Raw genomic sequence first — 15,595 nt, 5'->3', positions numbered from 1 at the left:
ACTATGACCACCACTGTTGAGCCGACCGCTGTGGCCTCCGGCCGCGTCGCGCGGGTCATCGGCCCGGTCGTCGACGTGGAGTTCCCCGTCGACGCGATGCCGGAGATCTACAACGCGCTGACCGTCGAGGTCGCCGACCCCTCCCAGGAGGGGGCGAAGAAGACCCTGACCCTCGAGGTCGCCCAGCACCTCGGCGAGGGCCTGGTCCGCGCCATCTCCATGGAGCCCACCGACGGTCTGGTCCGCCAGGCCGCGGTGACCGACACCGGCGACGGCATCACCGTCCCCGTCGGCGACGTCACCAAGGGCCGGGTGTTCAACACCCTCGGCAAGATCCTGAACGAGCCCGAGGCCGAGTCCGAGGTCACCGAGCGCTGGTCCATCCACCGCAAGGCCCCGGCCTTCGACCAGCTCGAGTCCAAGACCGAGATGTTCGAGACCGGTCTGAAGGTCGTCGACCTGCTGACCCCGTACGTCAAGGGCGGCAAGATCGGTCTGTTCGGCGGCGCGGGCGTCGGCAAGACCGTGCTCATCCAGGAAATGATCATGCGTGTGGCCAAGCTGCACGAGGGCGTTTCCGTGTTCGCCGGTGTCGGCGAGCGCACCCGTGAGGGCAACGACCTGATCGAGGAGATGGCCGAGTCCGGCGTGCTCCCGCAGACCGCGCTGGTCTTCGGCCAGATGGACGAGCCCCCGGGCACCCGTCTGCGCGTCGCCCTGGCCGGTCTGACCATGGCGGAGTACTTCCGCGATGTGCAGAAGCAGGACGTGCTGTTCTTCATCGACAACATCTTCCGCTTCACCCAGGCCGGTTCCGAGGTCTCGACCCTGCTCGGCCGGATGCCCTCCGCGGTGGGCTACCAGCCGAACCTGGCCGACGAGATGGGCATCCTCCAGGAGCGCATCACCTCGACCCGCGGTCACTCGATCACCTCGATGCAGGCGATCTACGTCCCCGCGGACGACCTGACCGACCCGGCCCCGGCGACCACCTTCGCGCACCTCGACGCGACCACGGTGCTCTCCCGGCCGATCTCGGAGAAGGGCATCTACCCGGCGGTGGACCCGCTGGACTCGACGTCCCGGATCCTGGACCCGCGCTACATCTCGCAGGATCACTACGACTGCGCCTCGCGCGTGAAGTCGATCCTCCAGAAGTACAAGGACCTCCAGGACATCATCAACATCCTGGGCATCGACGAGCTCGGCGAGGAGGACAAGCTCACCGTCTTCCGCGCCCGCCGCATCGAGCGCTTCCTGTCGCAGAACACCCACGCGGCGAAGCAGTTCACCGGTCTCGACGGATCGGACGTTCCGCTGGACGAGTCGATCGCCGCGTTCAACGCGATCGCCGATGGTGAGTTCGACCACTTCCCCGAGCAGGCGTTCTTCATGTGCGGTGGCCTGGACGACCTGAAGGCCAAGGCCAAGGAGCTGGGCGTCTCCTGAGCCCGGTAGCTCCGCGAGAGGGGTGGGCCCGGTCCCGCCCCTCTCCGTACGCCCGTTATTCTTTGACGAAAGCCCTGCCCGACCCGGCAGGGAGAGACCCGAGGAGCCACGTTGGCTGCTGAGCTGCACGTCGAGCTGGTCGCGGCGGACCGTAGTGTCTGGTCCGGTGCGGCCACCTTGGTCATCGCGCGCACCACATCGGGTGACATCGGCGTCATGCCCGGCCACCAGCCGCTGCTCGGTGTGCTGGAGTCCGGCCCGGTCACCATCCGTTCGGTCGACGGCGGAACGGTCGTCGTCGCGGTGCACGGTGGGTTCATCTCGTTCGCGGAAGACAAGCTCTCACTGCTGGCCGAAGTCGCGGAGCTGTCCGACGAGATCGATGTCAAGCGCGCGGAGCGGGCGCTGGAGCGTGCCAAGTCGGAGGCGGACGCCGCCGCCGAGCGGCGCGCCGACGTCCGGCTGCGCGCGGTGGCGGGAGCGCACTGAGCCTGTCACGTACGGTCGGAAAACCTCAGCCGCGGACCTCGCTGGAGCTCTCCTTCAGCGGTCCGCGGCTGAGGCGATGCAGGTGCGGTTTTTCCGGATGACGCGAGGAGGTCGGTGAAGATGGTCCTCGCTCTGCTTGTGGGCGGCGTGGTCGTCGCGCTGGTGGTGGTGGGACTCTTCGTCTTCGGTCTCCGGCGGCGGCTGATCCAGCGGTCCGGCGGAACCTTCGACTGCTCACTGCGCTGGGAGCCGCCCACCGGCGAATCCGAGCCCAGCGGCAAGGGGTGGGTGTACGGGGTCGCCCGCTACAACGGTGACCGGATCGAGTGGTTCCGGGTCTTCTCGTACGCCCCCAGGCCCCGGCGGGTCCTGGAGCGCGCCTCGATCGAGGTCCTGGAGCGGCGCACCCCCAAGGGCGAGGAGGAGCTGGCGCTGCTCTCCGACGCGGTGGTGCTCGCCTGTCGGCACGGCGGCGTCTGGCTGGAGCTGGCCATGAGCGAGGACGCGCTGACCGGCTTTCTCGCCTGGCTGGAGGCCGCGCCCCCGGGCCAGCGCGTCAACGTCGCCTAGGCGCTCCGCCGGGAGCGCCCCGGTCCGCCGTCGATCCGCTCAGCGCACACCCAGCTCCTGGGCCAGCACCGCGGCCTGCACCCGGCTGCGTAGATCCAGCTTGTTCAGCAGCCGGCTGACGTGCGTCTTCACCGTGGCCTCCGCCATCGTCAGCCGCGCCGCGATCTGCGCGTTCGACAGCCCCTGCCCCAGACAGGCCAGCACCTCCCGCTCCCGCGGGGTGAGCGTGGCCAGCACCTCGGGGCTCGGCGTGGTGGGGGAGGGGGCGGCCTGCGGCCGGGCGAACTCGGCGATCAGACGGCGGGTGACCGCCGGGGCGATCATCCCCTCGCCGCGCCCCACCGTACGGACCGCCGCGATCAGGTCGGCCGCCTCGCTGTCCTTGAGCAGGAACCCGGAGGCGCCGGCGCGCAGCGCCCCGAAGACGTACTCGTCGAGGTCGAAGGTGGTCAGCACCAGCACATCCGCCAGCCGCTCCGCGACCACCTGGCGGGTGGCCGACACCCCGTCCAGCCGGGGCATCTGCACGTCCATGAGCACCACGTCGGGGCGCAGCGCACGGGCCATCTCCACCGCCTGGAGGCCGTCGACCGCCTCGCCCACCACCTCGACATCGGGGGCGGACCGCAGTATCAGCACCAGCCCGGAGCGGACCGAGCCCTGGTCCTCGGCGACCAGAACCCGGATCGGGGCGGACGCGGTACCGGAGGGCGGGGCGGGCGGGGTCACGGTGGCTCCTGGTCGTCGAAGGGTCATGTCACACTCTGGACGCTCTCGTCCCCCAGCGGCAGCGCGGCCCGCACCCGCCACACCATGCCCTGGGGCCCGGTGACCGGGCCGGCGTCGAGGGTGCCGCCGAGCAGGGTGACCCGCTCGCGCATCCCGATCAGCCCGGTGCCGGAGCCGGGCGCCCGGGGGCCGGAGCTCTCGCCGTAGGGGCTGATCACGCTGACCTCGAGCGGGCCGTCCGTGCGATGCGCCAGCGTCACGTCCACCCGGCCGGGCGCGGCGTGCTTGAGGGCGTTGGTGAGCGACTCCTGGACGATGCGGTACGCGGCGAGCTCGACCGGGGCGGGCAGCGGGGCGGCGCCGTCCGGCCGCTCATCGCACAGGACGATGTCCTGGCCGCCGGGGCGGCCGTTGGTGCGGGCCTGCTCCAGCAGGGTGTCGAGGGCGTCGAGCGTGGAGGTGGCGGCGGGTTCCGCGGTCTCCCCGGGGTCCCGCAGCAGCCCGATCAGCCGGCGCATCTCGGCCAGGCCGCGCACGCTGTTCTCCCTGATGACGCCGAGCGCCTCGTCGGTGGCGGCGGGGTCCTTCAGGGAGAGCGCGGCGCTGGAGTGGATGGCGATGGCCGAGAGGTGGTTGGCCACCATGTCGTGGAGTTCGCGCGCCATCCGGGAGCGCTCGGAGGCGACCGCCTCCCGCCGGTCCAACTCGGCCAGCAGGGCGACGCGTTCGGTCTCCAGACGGGCGGCCTCGGCCGCCTCGCGGTGGTTGCGGACCACCGCCCCGGTCCATGCCGGGGTGAGGGTGAGCAGCGCGACGAACGTGCCGACCAGCAGCGCCAGGGGGTCGCTGTAGATGGCCAGCGGCACCACGGTGGCCAGCCCCGTGAGGAGCCCGCAGAGCCGGGGGATGCGCCGGGCCGCGACGGGCCCCGAGTACATGACGGCCGCGTAGACCAGGTCGGTGTACATCAGGAACGTCACGGCGAGACCGCCGCTGAGGATGTCGGCGGCGAGCGCGACGGTCCCCACGCCCAGGCCGACGAGGGGCCTGGAGCGCCGCAGCAGTTCGGCCGCCGAGACCACGACCAGCGCGATCAGCCCCAGCCAGGTGGGCGTATGGAGGAACGACTGGTTGTTGTGCACCCCCATCACCCACATCAGGACCCCGCCGAGCAGTCCGGCGAGGCCGATCAGGACGTCATGCCGATGTGGGGGTGGGAAGTGGGGACGGGACGGCATGGCACCCATCACACCATGCGCGCTCCGCGCCGGGCCTCCCCCTTGGGACCGGGCCCGCCGCCCGGCCGCGTACATCGAAGGATGCAGTCGGGTTTCATCGCCGCCGACGACGCGTGTGACCTGATCGCCGGGGATGGTTGGGGGCCAAGGGCAGACCGAGAGAGGAAACATCGTGGTTGTCGCGCTGATCATCGCCTGTGAGGTCGGCTTCTGGGTGCTGCTGGGCATCGGCCTCCTGCTGCGGTACGTGGCGAAGATGCCGAAGGCGAGCACCGTGGTGCTGCTGTGCGAGCCGGTGCTGGAGGTGGTGCTGTTCGTGACGACCGTGATCGACCTCAGGAACGGCGCCGAACCGGACTGGAAGCACGGCCTCGCGGCGGTCTACATCGGCTACTCGGCCGCGCTCGGCCATTCGACGATCAAATGGGTCGACGCCCGGGTGGCCCACCGCTTCTTCGGCGGCCCGCCGCCGGTCAAGCCGGCCAAGTACGGCGCGGCGCGGACGCTGCACGAGTGGAAGACCGCGGGCCGCTGGGTGCTGGCCGCGGTCATCGCCCTCGCGCTGCTCCAGGGCGGGATCTGGTACGTCGGCGACGACGGCGAGATCGGCTCGCTGCGCGACTGGCAGCGGAACATGCTCTTCCTGATCGGCATCAACGTGGCGATCGCGCTCAGCTACACGCTCTTTCCGAAGCGGGAGCGCTCCGCGTCGTCTGCCCGCTAACCCCCGTAGCAGGCAGACGGCGCCGGGCCCCGCCCCGCCCCGTCGGCCCCGGCCGCGCCATCGCGCAGCGCCGGTGCCGGCGGGGCTCATGGGGTTTCAGCGGTTCTCGCCCGGAACCCAGAGGACGTCGCCGACCTCCTTGTTGGCCGTGCGGGCCAGGATGAACAGCAGATCCGAGAGCCGGTTGAGATAGGTGGCGGTCAGCGCGTTCATCGAGTCCCCGTACTCGGCGAGCGCCGCCCAGGTGGAGCGCTCGGCGCGGCGCACCACCGTGCACGCCTGGTGCAGCAGCGCCGCGCCCGGGGTGCCGCCGGGGAGGATGAAGCTGCGCAGCTTCTCCAGATCCGCCAGGAAGCTGTCGCAGTCCGCCTCCAGTTTGTCGATATAGCTCTGCTCCACGCGCAGCGGGGGATGAGCGGGGTTCTCCACCACCGGAGTCGACAGGTCGGCGCCCACGTCGAACAGGTCGTTCTGGACGCGGACCAGCACCTTGACGATCTCGGCGGGCAGCCGGCCCAGCGCGATGGCCACCCCGATCGCCGCGTTCGCCTCGTTGGCGTCGGCGTACGCGGCGATCCGCGCATCGGTCTTGGCGGTGCGGCTCATATCGCCGAGGGCGGTGGTTCCCGTGTCCCCGGTACGCGTATAGATGCGGGTGAGATTGACCATGGGTTCGAGCCTACGCCCCGGCCTGCCGGAAGAGCCGTGCGCCGAGGGTGACGGCCACCACCGCGAGTCCGGAGGCGACCAGCGCGGCCAGCGCGATCTTCCCGTCCCCGTACTCACCGGCGAAGGCGGCCCGCACCCCGTCCACGAGATAGCGGAACGGCACGAAGTGCGAGGCGATGTCGAGCCAGCGGGGCCCGAGCGACATCGGCAGCAGGATCCCGGACAGCAGCATCGCGGGCATGGTGACGGAGTTGATGACCGGCGCGAACCCCTGCGGGGAGGACACCCGGATCGCCAGCGCGTAGGAGAGCGAGGCGAGCGAGACGGTCAGCACGCCGACGAAGACGAAGCCGATCGCCACGCCCAGCACCGGGGCGCGCAGCCCGAGCAGCACGGCCACGCACACCAGCACCAGGGACTGCGCCAGCAGTTGTACGACGTCCTTGAGCACCCGGCCCATCAGCAGCGCCAGCCGGCTGACGGGGGTGACCCGCATCCGCTCGATGACGCCCGTGCGCCGTTCGAGGATCAGCCCGATCCCGGTGAACGAGGCGGAGAACAGGCCGAGTTGGACGAGGATTCCAGGGACGATGGTCTGCCAGGAGCTCGCCGTGCCGCCCAGCGGCAGATCGGTGAGCAGCGGGCCGAAGAAGACGAGGAAGAGCAGCGGCTGGACCATTCCGAAGATCAGGGCGGGTTTGGAACGCAGCGTCTGGCGGGCGTAGCGGCCGAATATCAGGGCCGTGTCGGAGACGAGATGAGGCATCGGGCCTTCGGGCGGACTTCTTGCGGTTCTTACGGTGCTTGCGGCGATTACTGTGCTTGCGGTGTCTTCCGGGACGTGCGGGGCGTCTTCCGGGGCGTGCGGTGTCCTTCGGGACGTGCGGTGTCCTCCGGGTCAGACGGCGAGCGGAGCGGGGGTCTGCGGGGCGGTGCCGCGCCCGGTGACGGCGATGAACGCGTCCTGGAGGGTGGCGTCCGGTGAGCCGCCGTACTCGGCCTTGAGCCGCTGTGCCGTCCCCTCGGCGGCCACCAGACCCTGGTCGACGACGACGAGCCGGTCGGCCAGCGCCTCGGCCTCGTCCAGGTAGTGGGTGGTCAGGAAGACCGTCATGCCGTGCTCGGCGCGCAGCCCGCGGATCAGCTGCCACAGATCGGCGCGGCTGCCGGGGTCGAGCCCGGTGGTCGGCTCGTCCAGGAAGAGCACCTCGGGCCGGTGGACCAGCCCGAGGGCGATGTCCAGCCGCCGCCGCTGCCCGCCGGAGAGCGCGCCGCAGAGGCGGTCCAGCAGCTCGGTCAGGCCCAGGTCCCGGGCCAGCTCCGCGGCGCGGGCGGCCGCCTCGGCCTTGTCCATCCGGTAGAGCCGCCCCTGGGTGACCAGCTCCTCCCGTACGGAGACGGTCGGGTCGACCCCGCCGGACTGGGCCACATAGCCGATCCGCCGGCGCACCCCCGCCGGATCGCGGGCGAGGTCGTGCCCGGCGACGGTGGCGCTGCCGCCGGTGGGCGGGAGCAGCGTGGTGAGCATGCGCAGCGTGGTGGTCTTGCCCGCTCCGTTGGGCCCGAGGAAGCCGAGGATCTCACCGCGTTCGACGGTCAGGTCGATACCGCGCACGGCCGCCACGGGGCCGCGCTTGGTCCGGAAGGTGTGGGTGAGGCCGTTCGTCGTGATGACTGCCATGGACCCAGAAAAACAGAGCAGCTCTATTTTTGCAATCACCCCAAAAATCAATGAGCACCAGCGAAGCTAGGATGAGGTCATGGCGGAGGGACTCAGGGAGCGGAAGAAGCGGCAGACCAGGCAGCACATCTCGGACGTCGCGACCGGGCTGTTCATGGCCAGCGGCTTCGAGGCGGTCACGATCGCGGAGATCGCCGAGGCGGCCGAGGTCTCCGTCAACACGGTCTACAACTACTTCCCGACCAAGGAGGACCTCTTCGTCGACCGCGAGGAGGAGGTCGTCGACCGCCCCTCCCGGCTGGTACGGGAGCGCCCGCCCGGACGGTCGGCGGCGCGGGCCCTGATGGACCAGCTGCGCCAGGACATCCGCGAGCGGCACGCCTATGTGGGGCTGAGCGAGGGCTATGAGCGGTTCCGGCAGGTCATCGTGGAGTCCCCGGCGCTGATGGCCCGGCTCTTCGTGATCCAGGGCAAGGCGGTCCACCAGCTCGGTGTCACGCTGCGCGAGGAGGCCGGCGCCGCCCCGCGGGACCCGACCCCCGAGTTCATCGCGCACCAGCTCGTCGGGCTCCAGAACGCCGTGCTGCGCTCCATCATCCGCGGGCTCTCGGAAGGCGGCGGTGTGGACCAGGTGGCCGAGGACGCCCTCCGCGAGGTGGACGTCATGGAGTCGCTCCTGAGCGACACGGTCCTCAACTATGCGGTGAAGAACACACCGTGACGCGCGTTACGAGGGCTGTCCGCGGGGGTGAACGGGCGTTAAGGTCCGGCACATCGGACTGTCGCGCAGAGCAGACGGAACAGACGGAACAGAGAGGTGTGTGTCGTGGCCAAGAAGCTCGCGGTCATCGGAGCCGGACTCATGGGGTCCGGTATCGCGCAGGTCTCGGCCCAGGCGGGCTGGGACGTCGTGTTGCGCGATGTGACCGACGAGGCGCTGCGCCGCGGCACGGACGGCATCCGGGCCTCGTACGACAAGTTCGTCTCCAAGGGCAAGCTGGAGGCGGAGGAGGCCGAGCGGGCGCTGGGCCGGATCACCACCACGACCGACCTCGACGCCGCCGCGGACGCGGATGTCGTGGTGGAGGCGGTCTTCGAGAAGGTCGAGGTCAAGCGGGAGATCTTCCGCGCCCTCGATGAGCTGGTCAAGGACGACACGATCCTGGCCTCGAACACCTCCGCCATCCCGATCACCAAGATCGCCGCGGCCACCCGGCGCCCGGAGCGGGTCGTCGGCACCCACTTCTTCTCACCGGTGCCGATGATGGGGCTGTGCGAGTTGGTCCGCGGTCACAAGACCAGCGATGAAACCCTGGCCGCCGCACGGGAGTTCGCGGAGGGCGTGGGCAAGACCTGTATCGTCGTCAACCGCGATGTCGCGGGTTTCGTCACCACCCGGCTGATCTCCGCCCTCGTCGTGGAGGCGGCGAAGCTGTACGAGTCGGGGGTCGCCACGGCCGAGGACATCGACACCGCCTGCAAGCTGGGCTTCGGCCATGCGATGGGCCCCCTCGCGACGGCCGACCTGACCGGCGTGGACATCCTGCTGCACGCCACCGACAACATCTACACCGAGTCGCAGGACGAGAAGTTCGCACCGCCGGAGATCATGCGCCGGATGGTCGACGCGGGGGACAACGGCCGTAAGAGCGGAGAGGGCTTCTACCGCTACTGAGGGCTCTGTTGCGGCGTCAGTTCCGGAACTCACCCTCCTGGGTGAATTCGGTATCGGTTCGCTTACAGACGGCAACTTCCTCGTGTGAGAGGCAGTCAGTTCTGTAGACAGAAATGGCGCATTGACGACACGACGCACCGTATTGGGGAGCGCATATGCACATCAAGGGCGACCACGCCGAGCTGGTCGTCGGGGGCCGACTGGACGTCCGGAGTGCGGCGGACGCCCGTACGGCCCTGCACACTGCCGTTGACGCGGGCGGCGGGGACCTCGTCCTCGACCTCACCGAACTGGACTCCTGGGACGCGACCGGTCTCGGGGTGATCATGGGGGCCCACCGCCGGGCCGGCCGGGTGGGCAGACGGCTGGTGCTGCGCGGGGTGCCGCCCCAGATGCAGCGCCTGCTGGTGGCCACCCGGCTGCACCGCATCCTGGCGATCGAAGGCGGGCTGGAGGCGGAATCCCTGCCGCGGGTCTGAGCGGCGCGGACCGGTCACCCGGGGGGTGATGTGTTACCCGGGGTGGCGTGGGCGTCCTCCGGCGCGGTGGATACTGTGAGCAGGTCCAGGCCGTCTGATACGGCCCGGGGTTCGGTGGTTGCCGGACACATTCCCTACGGCGGCACCGGACCAGAAGCGAAGGCAGGCCGGGGAGCCTTACAGCACGCCACGCATCTGGGGGGCAAGGACCATGGACCCGAAGAACCGCGGATCGCAGGAGCACGGCCACGACGAGACCGCCCCGGGTGCGGCTTCCGGTGCGTCGCGTGCGGCGGACGGTCCGGGCGGCGGCTCGCCGTCGCGCCCGCCCGCGCCGCCGGGGCCGTCGGGGCCGTCGGGGCTGCCGGGGGATGTTCCGACGCCCCCTCTGGGCGCGCCGGTGCCCGGCGCGGCCGCCTCCTCCGCGTCTTCCGCTTCTTCTCCTTCTTCTTCGTCCTCCGCGTCCTCCGCGTCCTCCGCGTCCTCCGCGTCCTCCGCGTCCTCCGCGTCCTCTGCGTCCTCTGCGTCCTCCGCGTCCTCTGCGTCCTCTGCGTCCTCCGCGTCCTCCGCGTCCTCTGCGTCCTCCGCGTCCTCCGCGTCCTCTGCGTCCTCCGCGTCCTCCGCGTCCTCTGCGTCCTCCGCGTCCTCCGCGTCCTCCGCGTCCGCTGCTTCCTCCGCGTCCGCTGCTTCCTCCGCGTCCTCTGCTTCTTCCTCGTCCTCCTCCGAGTCTCCGGCCCGCACCGTGCGCATCGTCGCCGGTGACCATCTGCTCACGGTCAACCCCGTCGACGGCAGCGAGATAGAACCCTGTCCGCCCGGAGAGCGCCGCGCCCGGCCCGAGCGCCGTGACCCCGACGAGCGGGCCGAGCTGCGCCGCGCGGCCGCCGCGCCGCGCCCGTCCGGCACCGTCCTGCCCGAACTGCCGATGCTGGAGCGCGACGAGGAGCGGGAGCGGCTCGCCCGGCTGCTCGCCCGCGGCCGCTCGGTGCGGGTCACCGGGCCCTCCGGTTCGGGGCGCAGCACCCTGCTGGACGCCGTGGCCTCCGACTGCGAACGGCTGGCGCCCGACGGTGTCGTACGGCTCACCGGGTACCACCGCACTCCCACCGATCTCCTCCACGACCTCTACGCCGCCGTCTTCAGCGCCCCGCTGTACCGGCCGGACCGCGCGGAGCTGCTGGAGTCGGTCCAGGAGGTCGGTGCGGTCGTCGTCCTCGACGACATCGAGTTCGGCGGCGCCGCGCTGGACGAGTTCCTCGACGCGACCCCCGAATGCGCGTTCCTGATCTCCGCCACGCCCGATGTCCCGGCGCCGTCCGCCGATTCCCACCTGGAGGAGGTCTTCCTCTCCGGGCTCAGCCGTACGGCCGGTCTCGACCTGCTGGAGCGGGCCGCACGACGGCCTTTGGCGGAGGACGAGGCGAGCTGGGCGGCGGACCTGTGGTTCGAGTCCGAGGGGCTGCCGCTGCGCTTCGTCCAGGCGGGCGCGCTGCTGCGGCAGCGGGAGGCCCTGGGCGACGACGCCTCCGCGCGGGAGGCGGACGGGGGCTCCGAGGCTCCGCTGCCCTCGATCGCCGAGGCGGCGTCCCCCGCCGCGCTGCTCGCCGGACCGCTGGGCGAGGCGGCCCAGGACGCCCTGCGGTTCGCGGTCGCGCTCGGCGGTGAATGCCCGCACCAGGCCCATCTGCCCGCGCTGTCCGCGGACACCCACGCCGAGGCGGCTCTCGGCGAGTTGCTCGGCTGTGGTCTCGTCACCCCGGCCGGATCGCACTACCGACTGGCGGCGCGCGTCACCGCCCAGCTCGCGGAGGCCGGTTACGCCGACGAGGACGCCGGGCGCGCGCACACCGTCGCCCGGCACTACGCCTGGTGGGCCGGCCACCCCTCGGTGGCCCCCGAGCGCGTCGCCGCCGAGGCCGACGCGATCCTCGCGGCGCTGACCGCGCTCATCGGCAGCCGGGAGGCGGGCCACGCCGACGCCGCCGTGCTGCTCGCCCGCGCCGCCGCGCCCGCCTTCGCCGCGGCGCTGCACTGGGGCGCCTGGGAGCGCACGGTGCGGCACGGCCAGGAGGCCGCGCGGCTGGCGGGGCAGGTCGCGGACGAGGCGTACTTCCACCATGAGCTGGGCGTCCTCGCGCTGTGCACGGGCAATCTGGACCGGGCCCGCGCCGAACTCGAGGCGTCCATCGGGCTGCGCGGCGTCCTCGCGGACAAGCGGGGCACGGTCGCGGGGCGGCGCGCGCTGGCGCTGGTCGCCGACCGCTCGCCCGGCTCGGCGATGGCCGGGGCGTTCGGGGCGAGCGGTGGGAACCGTAAGGGCGGTGACGAGTCCTCGGCGGCGGGCGCCGTGCCCGACGACACGGCGACCACGATCGTCACCCCGAAGGCGGCGGCCACGACGCCGATGGCCGCCCTGGGCGACACGGCGACGACGGCGGTGACGGCCGCGGTCCCGGCCGCCTCCCGGCCCGCCGTGACGGCCTCCACCGCGCCCACGGCGCTCGTCGGCGCCTCCACCGCCGCTTCCGGCCCCGCCCGGCCGTCCGGCGGATCCGGTGGCTCCGGCGGCAAGCCGCGCGGGCCGCGTCGGCTGGCGATGCGGGGCACCCGGCGCAATGTGGTCGCGGCGGCCGCGGGCGTGCTGCTGGTGGCCGTGCTCGGCACCGTGGTGACCCTGGGCGCCACCTCGGGCGACGATTCCCACAACCCCGCCGACAAGGTCAAGCCGGGCCGGTCGGCCAGTCAGCGGGACGACGACAAGGGGCTGACCGCCGACGAGCCCACGAGCGGCACCAGCCAGGCCCCCCAGCCGGGCCTCAGCGGAACACCGCTGACGTCCACCTCCCCGACCGCGCCGAGCGACAGCGCCTCGCCCAGCGACTCCACGGAGTCCGGCGGTCCGTCGTCCACGAGCGGTACGCCCTCGGACACCGAGCGGCCGCCCTCGCCCCCGTCGTCGGACCCGACGACCTCCGACCCGCGGCCGACGACCAAGCCGCCGACGAGCAAGCCGCCGACCCCGACCGGTGAGCCCACCAAGCCCACGCCCACCACCTCGTCCCCGACCACGACCCCCACCGACGACACCTCCACCACCGCGAGCGCCCCCACCACCCACATGGCGCCGAGCACCGCCAGCCCGGTCGCGTAGTCGCGCGGCTTGGGAGCGCGGGGCGCCGGGGCACGGGGCGCGGTGGGTACGGGGCGTCGCGGGCACGGGGCGTGGCGGGCACGGGGCGTCGGCGGCGCCGGGTGTGGGCAGCGCCGGGCGTGGGCGCCGGATCGCGCCAGAGGGCGCCCCGCCCCCGTGGCGGGATGTGGTCAGCCCAGGGGCTGTCCGCCGGATCTTGACGCCTGCGGCGAGCTGTTCCCCTCCCCGCCCCTTCCCACAACTGGGGCTCCGCCCCAGCCCCCGAAGCGGGGCCCCGCCCCGGGCCCCGGATTGGGGCCGCGCCCCAGCCCCTGGGCGGGTCTGCGCCGGGCCCCCTGGGTTGGGGCTCCGCTCTAGGCTCTGGGTGGGTCTGTGCTGGGCTCCGGATTGGGGCTCTGGCCCAGGTCCTGGCTTGGGGCTCTGCCCCAGCCCCTGGGCGGGTCTGCGCCGGGCCCCGGAGCGGGGCTTCGCCCCGCGCCCCGGGTGGGTCTGTGCCGGGCCCCGGCTTGGGGCTCTGCTTCAGGTTCCTGGGCGGGTCTGCGCCAGGCCCCGGAGCGGGGCTTTGCCCCACGCCCCGGGCTGGTCTGTGCCGGGCCCCGGGTTGGGGCTCTGCTTCAGGCCCCGGGCGAGTCTGCGCTGGGCCCCGGATTGGGGCTGTGCTTCAGGTTCCTGGGCTGGTGGGTGCCGGGCTCCGGTTTGGGGCTTCGTCCCAGGCCCTGAGCCGGTCTGTGCCGGGCTCCGGTTTGGGGCTCTGCCCCGCGCCCTGGGCTGGTCTGTGCCGGGCGGATTGGGGCTTCGCCCCACACCCCGGGTGGGTCTGTGCCGGGCCCCGGCTTGGGGCTCCGCTCCAGGCCCCGGGCGGGTCTGCGCCAGACCCCGGAGCGGGGCTCTGCCCCAGCCCTTGGGCGGGCTTGCGCCGGGCCCCGGGCTGGTCTGTGCCGGGCCCCGGCCTGGGGCTCCGCCCCGGGCCGGGGTCGGGGCTTCGTCCCTTCCCGCAGCATCGATGTGTGCTCCGCCGCGTGGTGGGGCTCCGCCCCAGGTCCAGAGGTCCAGAGGTCCCGGGGTCCAGGGGCGGAGCCCCTGGTATCGGGAAGGGGCGGGGAGGGGAAAGCGCCGATATGCGGCTCCGCCGCGTGGTCCGCCGCATGCCCCATAGGGGCCCGGCTTCGGGTGCCGGGAGCGAGCCCGTACGGGCGTAAGGGGCGTACGGGCAGCCTCCAGCGTCGCGGAGGGCCCCGCGTCGGAGAGGTCCCCACGTCGGGAGAGCCCAGCGTCGCGGAGGGCCCCGCGTCGGAGAGGTCCCCACGTCAGGAGAGCCCAGCGTCGCGGAGGGCCCCGCGTCGGAGAGGTCCCCACGTCGGGAGAGCCCAGCGTCGGAAAGGCCCAGCGTCGGAGAGGGCCCCGCGGCGGAAAGGGCCCACGTCCGGGAGGGCCCAGCGTCGGAGAGGGCCTCGCGTCGGAGAGGGCCCCGCGTCAGAACAGGCGGAGCTTGTCGTCCTCGATGCCCCGGAGCGCGTCGTAGTCCAGCACCGCGCACCCGATACCCCGGTCCGTCGCGAGCACACGCGCCTGAGGCTTGATCTCCTGGGCGGCGAAGACGCCCTTCACCGGGGCGAGGTGCGGGTCCCGGTTGAGGAGTTCGAGATAGCGGGTGAGCTGCTCGACGCCGTCGATCTCACCACGGCGTTTGATCTCCACGGCGACCGTCGTCCCGTCCGCGTCGCGGCAGAGAATGTCCACGGGGCCAATGGCAGTGGGGTATTCACGCCGAATAAGCGTCCAGCCATCGCCGAGTGTCTCGATACGATCGGCGAGCAGCTCCTGGAGATGGGCCTCCACACCGTCCTTGATCAGGCCGGGGTCCACGCCGAGCTCATGCGAGGAGTCATGGAGGACCTCCTCCATGGTGATGATGAGCTTCTCGCCCGCTTTGTTCACGACCGTCCACACATCGTCGTCGCCTTCCTTCAGCGTGCACGGCGGAGACATCCAGTTGAGGGGTTTGTAGGCCCTGTCGTCCGCGTGGATGGACACACTGCCGTCGGCCTTGACGAGGATCAGGCGGGGTGCCGAGGGAAGGTGGGCGGTGAGGCGGCCGGCGTAGTCCACGGAGCACCGGGCGATGACGAGACGCATGGTCGGCAACGCTACTCGACCACCGCCGCTCCACGCGATTCGTCCGGCGATGGACCCCTTCGGAGATGGCTGGTTGTGTGCCCGTTCTCCTGGTGCGGGCGCAGTGGCCGAATTACCGTTGAAGCGGGCGGTCGTCGGACGGGCACGCTGCGTCGCCGTCCGCCCTTCCCATCCCTGAGACCCCGCTCGCGGGGTCGCGAGAGGAGAACCCATGTCGCTCGACGTCTCACCGGCCCTGCTCGAACAGGCCGAGCGAGGCGAGGTCGACGAAGCGGCCTTCGTCGACTGCGTCCGGAACTCCCTACCCTACGCATGGGAGATGATCAGCTCGCTGGTGGCCCAGCTGAAGGTGGACGGCGGGGAGTTCGCCGACAACCAGACGCCGCCACCCAATGAGCAGGCACGCGGTCAACTGCTCCGCGCACTCGCCAGTGACGCGATACGCGGCGCGCTCCAGCGCCACTTCGGGGTGCGGCTGGCCTTCCAGAACTGCCACCGGGTGGCGGTCTTCCCGATGGACGCATCGGCTGACGAACGCCTCGCCCGCTTCACCTCGGTCCGGGGGCAGCTGCTCAACCAGTCACCCGAACTCCGCGACTGCTGAC

At 72.0% G+C, this 15,595-nt stretch carries 16 protein-coding genes; 9 read left to right on the top strand and 7 right to left on the bottom strand.

Annotated elements, in window-relative coordinates; genetic code table 11:
* Positions 1-3 precede the first annotated feature (3 nt).
* The 3 genes from atpD (at position 4) to NQU54_RS25405 (ending at position 2,508) form a co-directional block, all read left to right on the top strand.
* Positions 4-1,449 (top strand): F0F1 ATP synthase subunit beta, encoded by a 1,446-nt coding sequence (gene atpD / locus NQU54_RS25415; RefSeq protein ID WP_069866825.1) that lies wholly within the window; start codon positions 4-6, stop codon positions 1,447-1,449.
* A 111-nt stretch (positions 1,450-1,560) separates the two neighbouring features.
* Positions 1,561-1,938 carry a F0F1 ATP synthase subunit epsilon gene (locus tag NQU54_RS25410; RefSeq protein ID WP_069866823.1) on the top strand — a complete coding sequence of 126 codons (378 nt, stop codon included), beginning with the start codon at positions 1,561-1,563 and terminating at the stop codon, positions 1,936-1,938.
* Between the two features lie 120 nt (positions 1,939-2,058).
* Entirely contained in the window at positions 2,059-2,508 is a 450-nt protein-coding gene (locus NQU54_RS25405; RefSeq protein ID WP_069866821.1) for a DUF2550 domain-containing protein, read from the top strand.
* Between the two features lie 39 nt (positions 2,509-2,547).
* On the opposite strand, the gene NQU54_RS25400 is transcribed toward NQU54_RS25405, so the two are convergent.
* Both NQU54_RS25400 and NQU54_RS25395 read right to left on the bottom strand, forming a co-directional pair.
* The gene (locus NQU54_RS25400; protein ID WP_370684963.1) at positions 2,548-3,264 is read right to left on the bottom strand and encodes a response regulator; all 717 of its coding nucleotides are present in this window, start codon (positions 3,262-3,264) and stop codon (positions 2,548-2,550) included.
* Positions 3,261-4,475 carry a sensor histidine kinase gene (locus NQU54_RS25395; protein ID WP_069866926.1) on the bottom strand — a complete coding sequence of 405 codons (1,215 nt, stop codon included), beginning with the start codon at positions 4,473-4,475 and terminating at the stop codon, positions 3,261-3,263. The genes NQU54_RS25400 and NQU54_RS25395 overlap by 4 nt, the downstream gene beginning before the upstream one ends.
* Before the next feature lie 172 nt (positions 4,476-4,647).
* Here NQU54_RS25395 and NQU54_RS25390 point away from each other — a divergent pair, with 172 nt between their 5' ends.
* Complete coding sequence (locus NQU54_RS25390) at positions 4,648-5,199, top strand: hypothetical protein (RefSeq protein ID WP_069866817.1); 552 nt, start codon at positions 4,648-4,650, stop codon at positions 5,197-5,199.
* Between the two features lie 96 nt (positions 5,200-5,295).
* Here NQU54_RS25390 and NQU54_RS25385 read toward each other — a convergent pair whose 3' ends face one another.
* The 3 genes from NQU54_RS25385 to NQU54_RS25375 all read right to left on the bottom strand — a co-directional run bounded on the left by NQU54_RS25385 (position 5,296) and on the right by NQU54_RS25375 (position 7,549).
* Positions 5,296-5,868, bottom strand: coding sequence for a cob(I)yrinic acid a,c-diamide adenosyltransferase (locus NQU54_RS25385; protein ID WP_257633139.1), 573 nt, complete (start codon positions 5,866-5,868; stop codon positions 5,296-5,298).
* A 10-nt stretch (positions 5,869-5,878) separates the two neighbouring features.
* Positions 5,879-6,634, bottom strand: a complete 756-nt coding sequence (locus NQU54_RS25380; protein WP_257633138.1) for an ABC transporter permease — start codon at positions 6,632-6,634, stop codon at positions 5,879-5,881.
* Positions 6,635-6,766: 132 nt separating this feature from the next.
* Positions 6,767-7,549, bottom strand: a complete 783-nt coding sequence (locus NQU54_RS25375) for an ABC transporter ATP-binding protein (RefSeq protein ID WP_257633137.1) — start codon at positions 7,547-7,549, stop codon at positions 6,767-6,769.
* 79 nt (positions 7,550-7,628) lie between these two features.
* Here NQU54_RS25375 and NQU54_RS25370 point away from each other — a divergent pair, with 79 nt between their 5' ends.
* The 3 genes from NQU54_RS25370 to NQU54_RS25360 all read left to right on the top strand — a co-directional run bounded on the left by NQU54_RS25370 (position 7,629) and on the right by NQU54_RS25360 (position 9,703).
* The gene (locus tag NQU54_RS25370; RefSeq protein ID WP_257633136.1) at positions 7,629-8,270 is read left to right on the top strand and encodes a TetR/AcrR family transcriptional regulator; all 642 of its coding nucleotides are present in this window, start codon (positions 7,629-7,631) and stop codon (positions 8,268-8,270) included.
* A gap of 105 nt (positions 8,271-8,375) precedes the next feature.
* Positions 8,376-9,224, top strand: a complete 849-nt coding sequence (locus NQU54_RS25365) for a 3-hydroxyacyl-CoA dehydrogenase family protein (RefSeq protein WP_257633135.1) — start codon at positions 8,376-8,378, stop codon at positions 9,222-9,224.
* A 155-nt stretch (positions 9,225-9,379) separates the two neighbouring features.
* Positions 9,380-9,703: an STAS domain-containing protein gene (locus NQU54_RS25360; RefSeq protein ID WP_069866806.1), complete on the top strand. Its 324-nt coding sequence runs from the start codon at positions 9,380-9,382 to the stop codon at positions 9,701-9,703.
* Between the two features lie 177 nt (positions 9,704-9,880).
* Here the strand turns inward: NQU54_RS25360 and NQU54_RS25355 are convergent, their stop codons facing one another.
* Positions 9,881-10,444: a hypothetical protein gene (locus NQU54_RS25355; protein WP_257633134.1), complete on the bottom strand. Its 564-nt coding sequence runs from the start codon at positions 10,442-10,444 to the stop codon at positions 9,881-9,883.
* A 1-nt stretch (position 10,445) separates the two neighbouring features.
* On the opposite strand from NQU54_RS25355, the gene NQU54_RS25350 reads away from it, so the two are divergent.
* Positions 10,446-12,854 (top strand): ATP-binding protein, encoded by a 2,409-nt coding sequence (locus NQU54_RS25350; protein ID WP_257633133.1) that lies wholly within the window; start codon positions 10,446-10,448, stop codon positions 12,852-12,854.
* 1,473 nt (positions 12,855-14,327) lie between these two features.
* On the opposite strand, the gene nucS is transcribed toward NQU54_RS25350, so the two are convergent.
* Positions 14,328-14,990: an endonuclease NucS gene (gene nucS / locus NQU54_RS25345; RefSeq protein WP_180990889.1), complete on the bottom strand. Its 663-nt coding sequence runs from the start codon at positions 14,988-14,990 to the stop codon at positions 14,328-14,330.
* Positions 14,991-15,201: 211 nt separating this feature from the next.
* On the opposite strand from nucS, the gene NQU54_RS25340 reads away from it, so the two are divergent.
* Entirely contained in the window at positions 15,202-15,594 is a 393-nt protein-coding gene (locus tag NQU54_RS25340; protein WP_030823907.1) for an SCO5389 family protein, read from the top strand.
* Position 15,595 lies beyond the last annotated feature (1 nt).

The organism is Streptomyces malaysiensis subsp. samsunensis, from assembly GCF_024519315.1.
In the GTDB taxonomy this organism is placed as follows: Bacteria; Actinomycetota; Actinomycetes; order Streptomycetales; family Streptomycetaceae; genus Streptomyces; species Streptomyces malaysiensis.
This window is presented reverse-complemented; position numbering and strand designations above follow the sequence as displayed.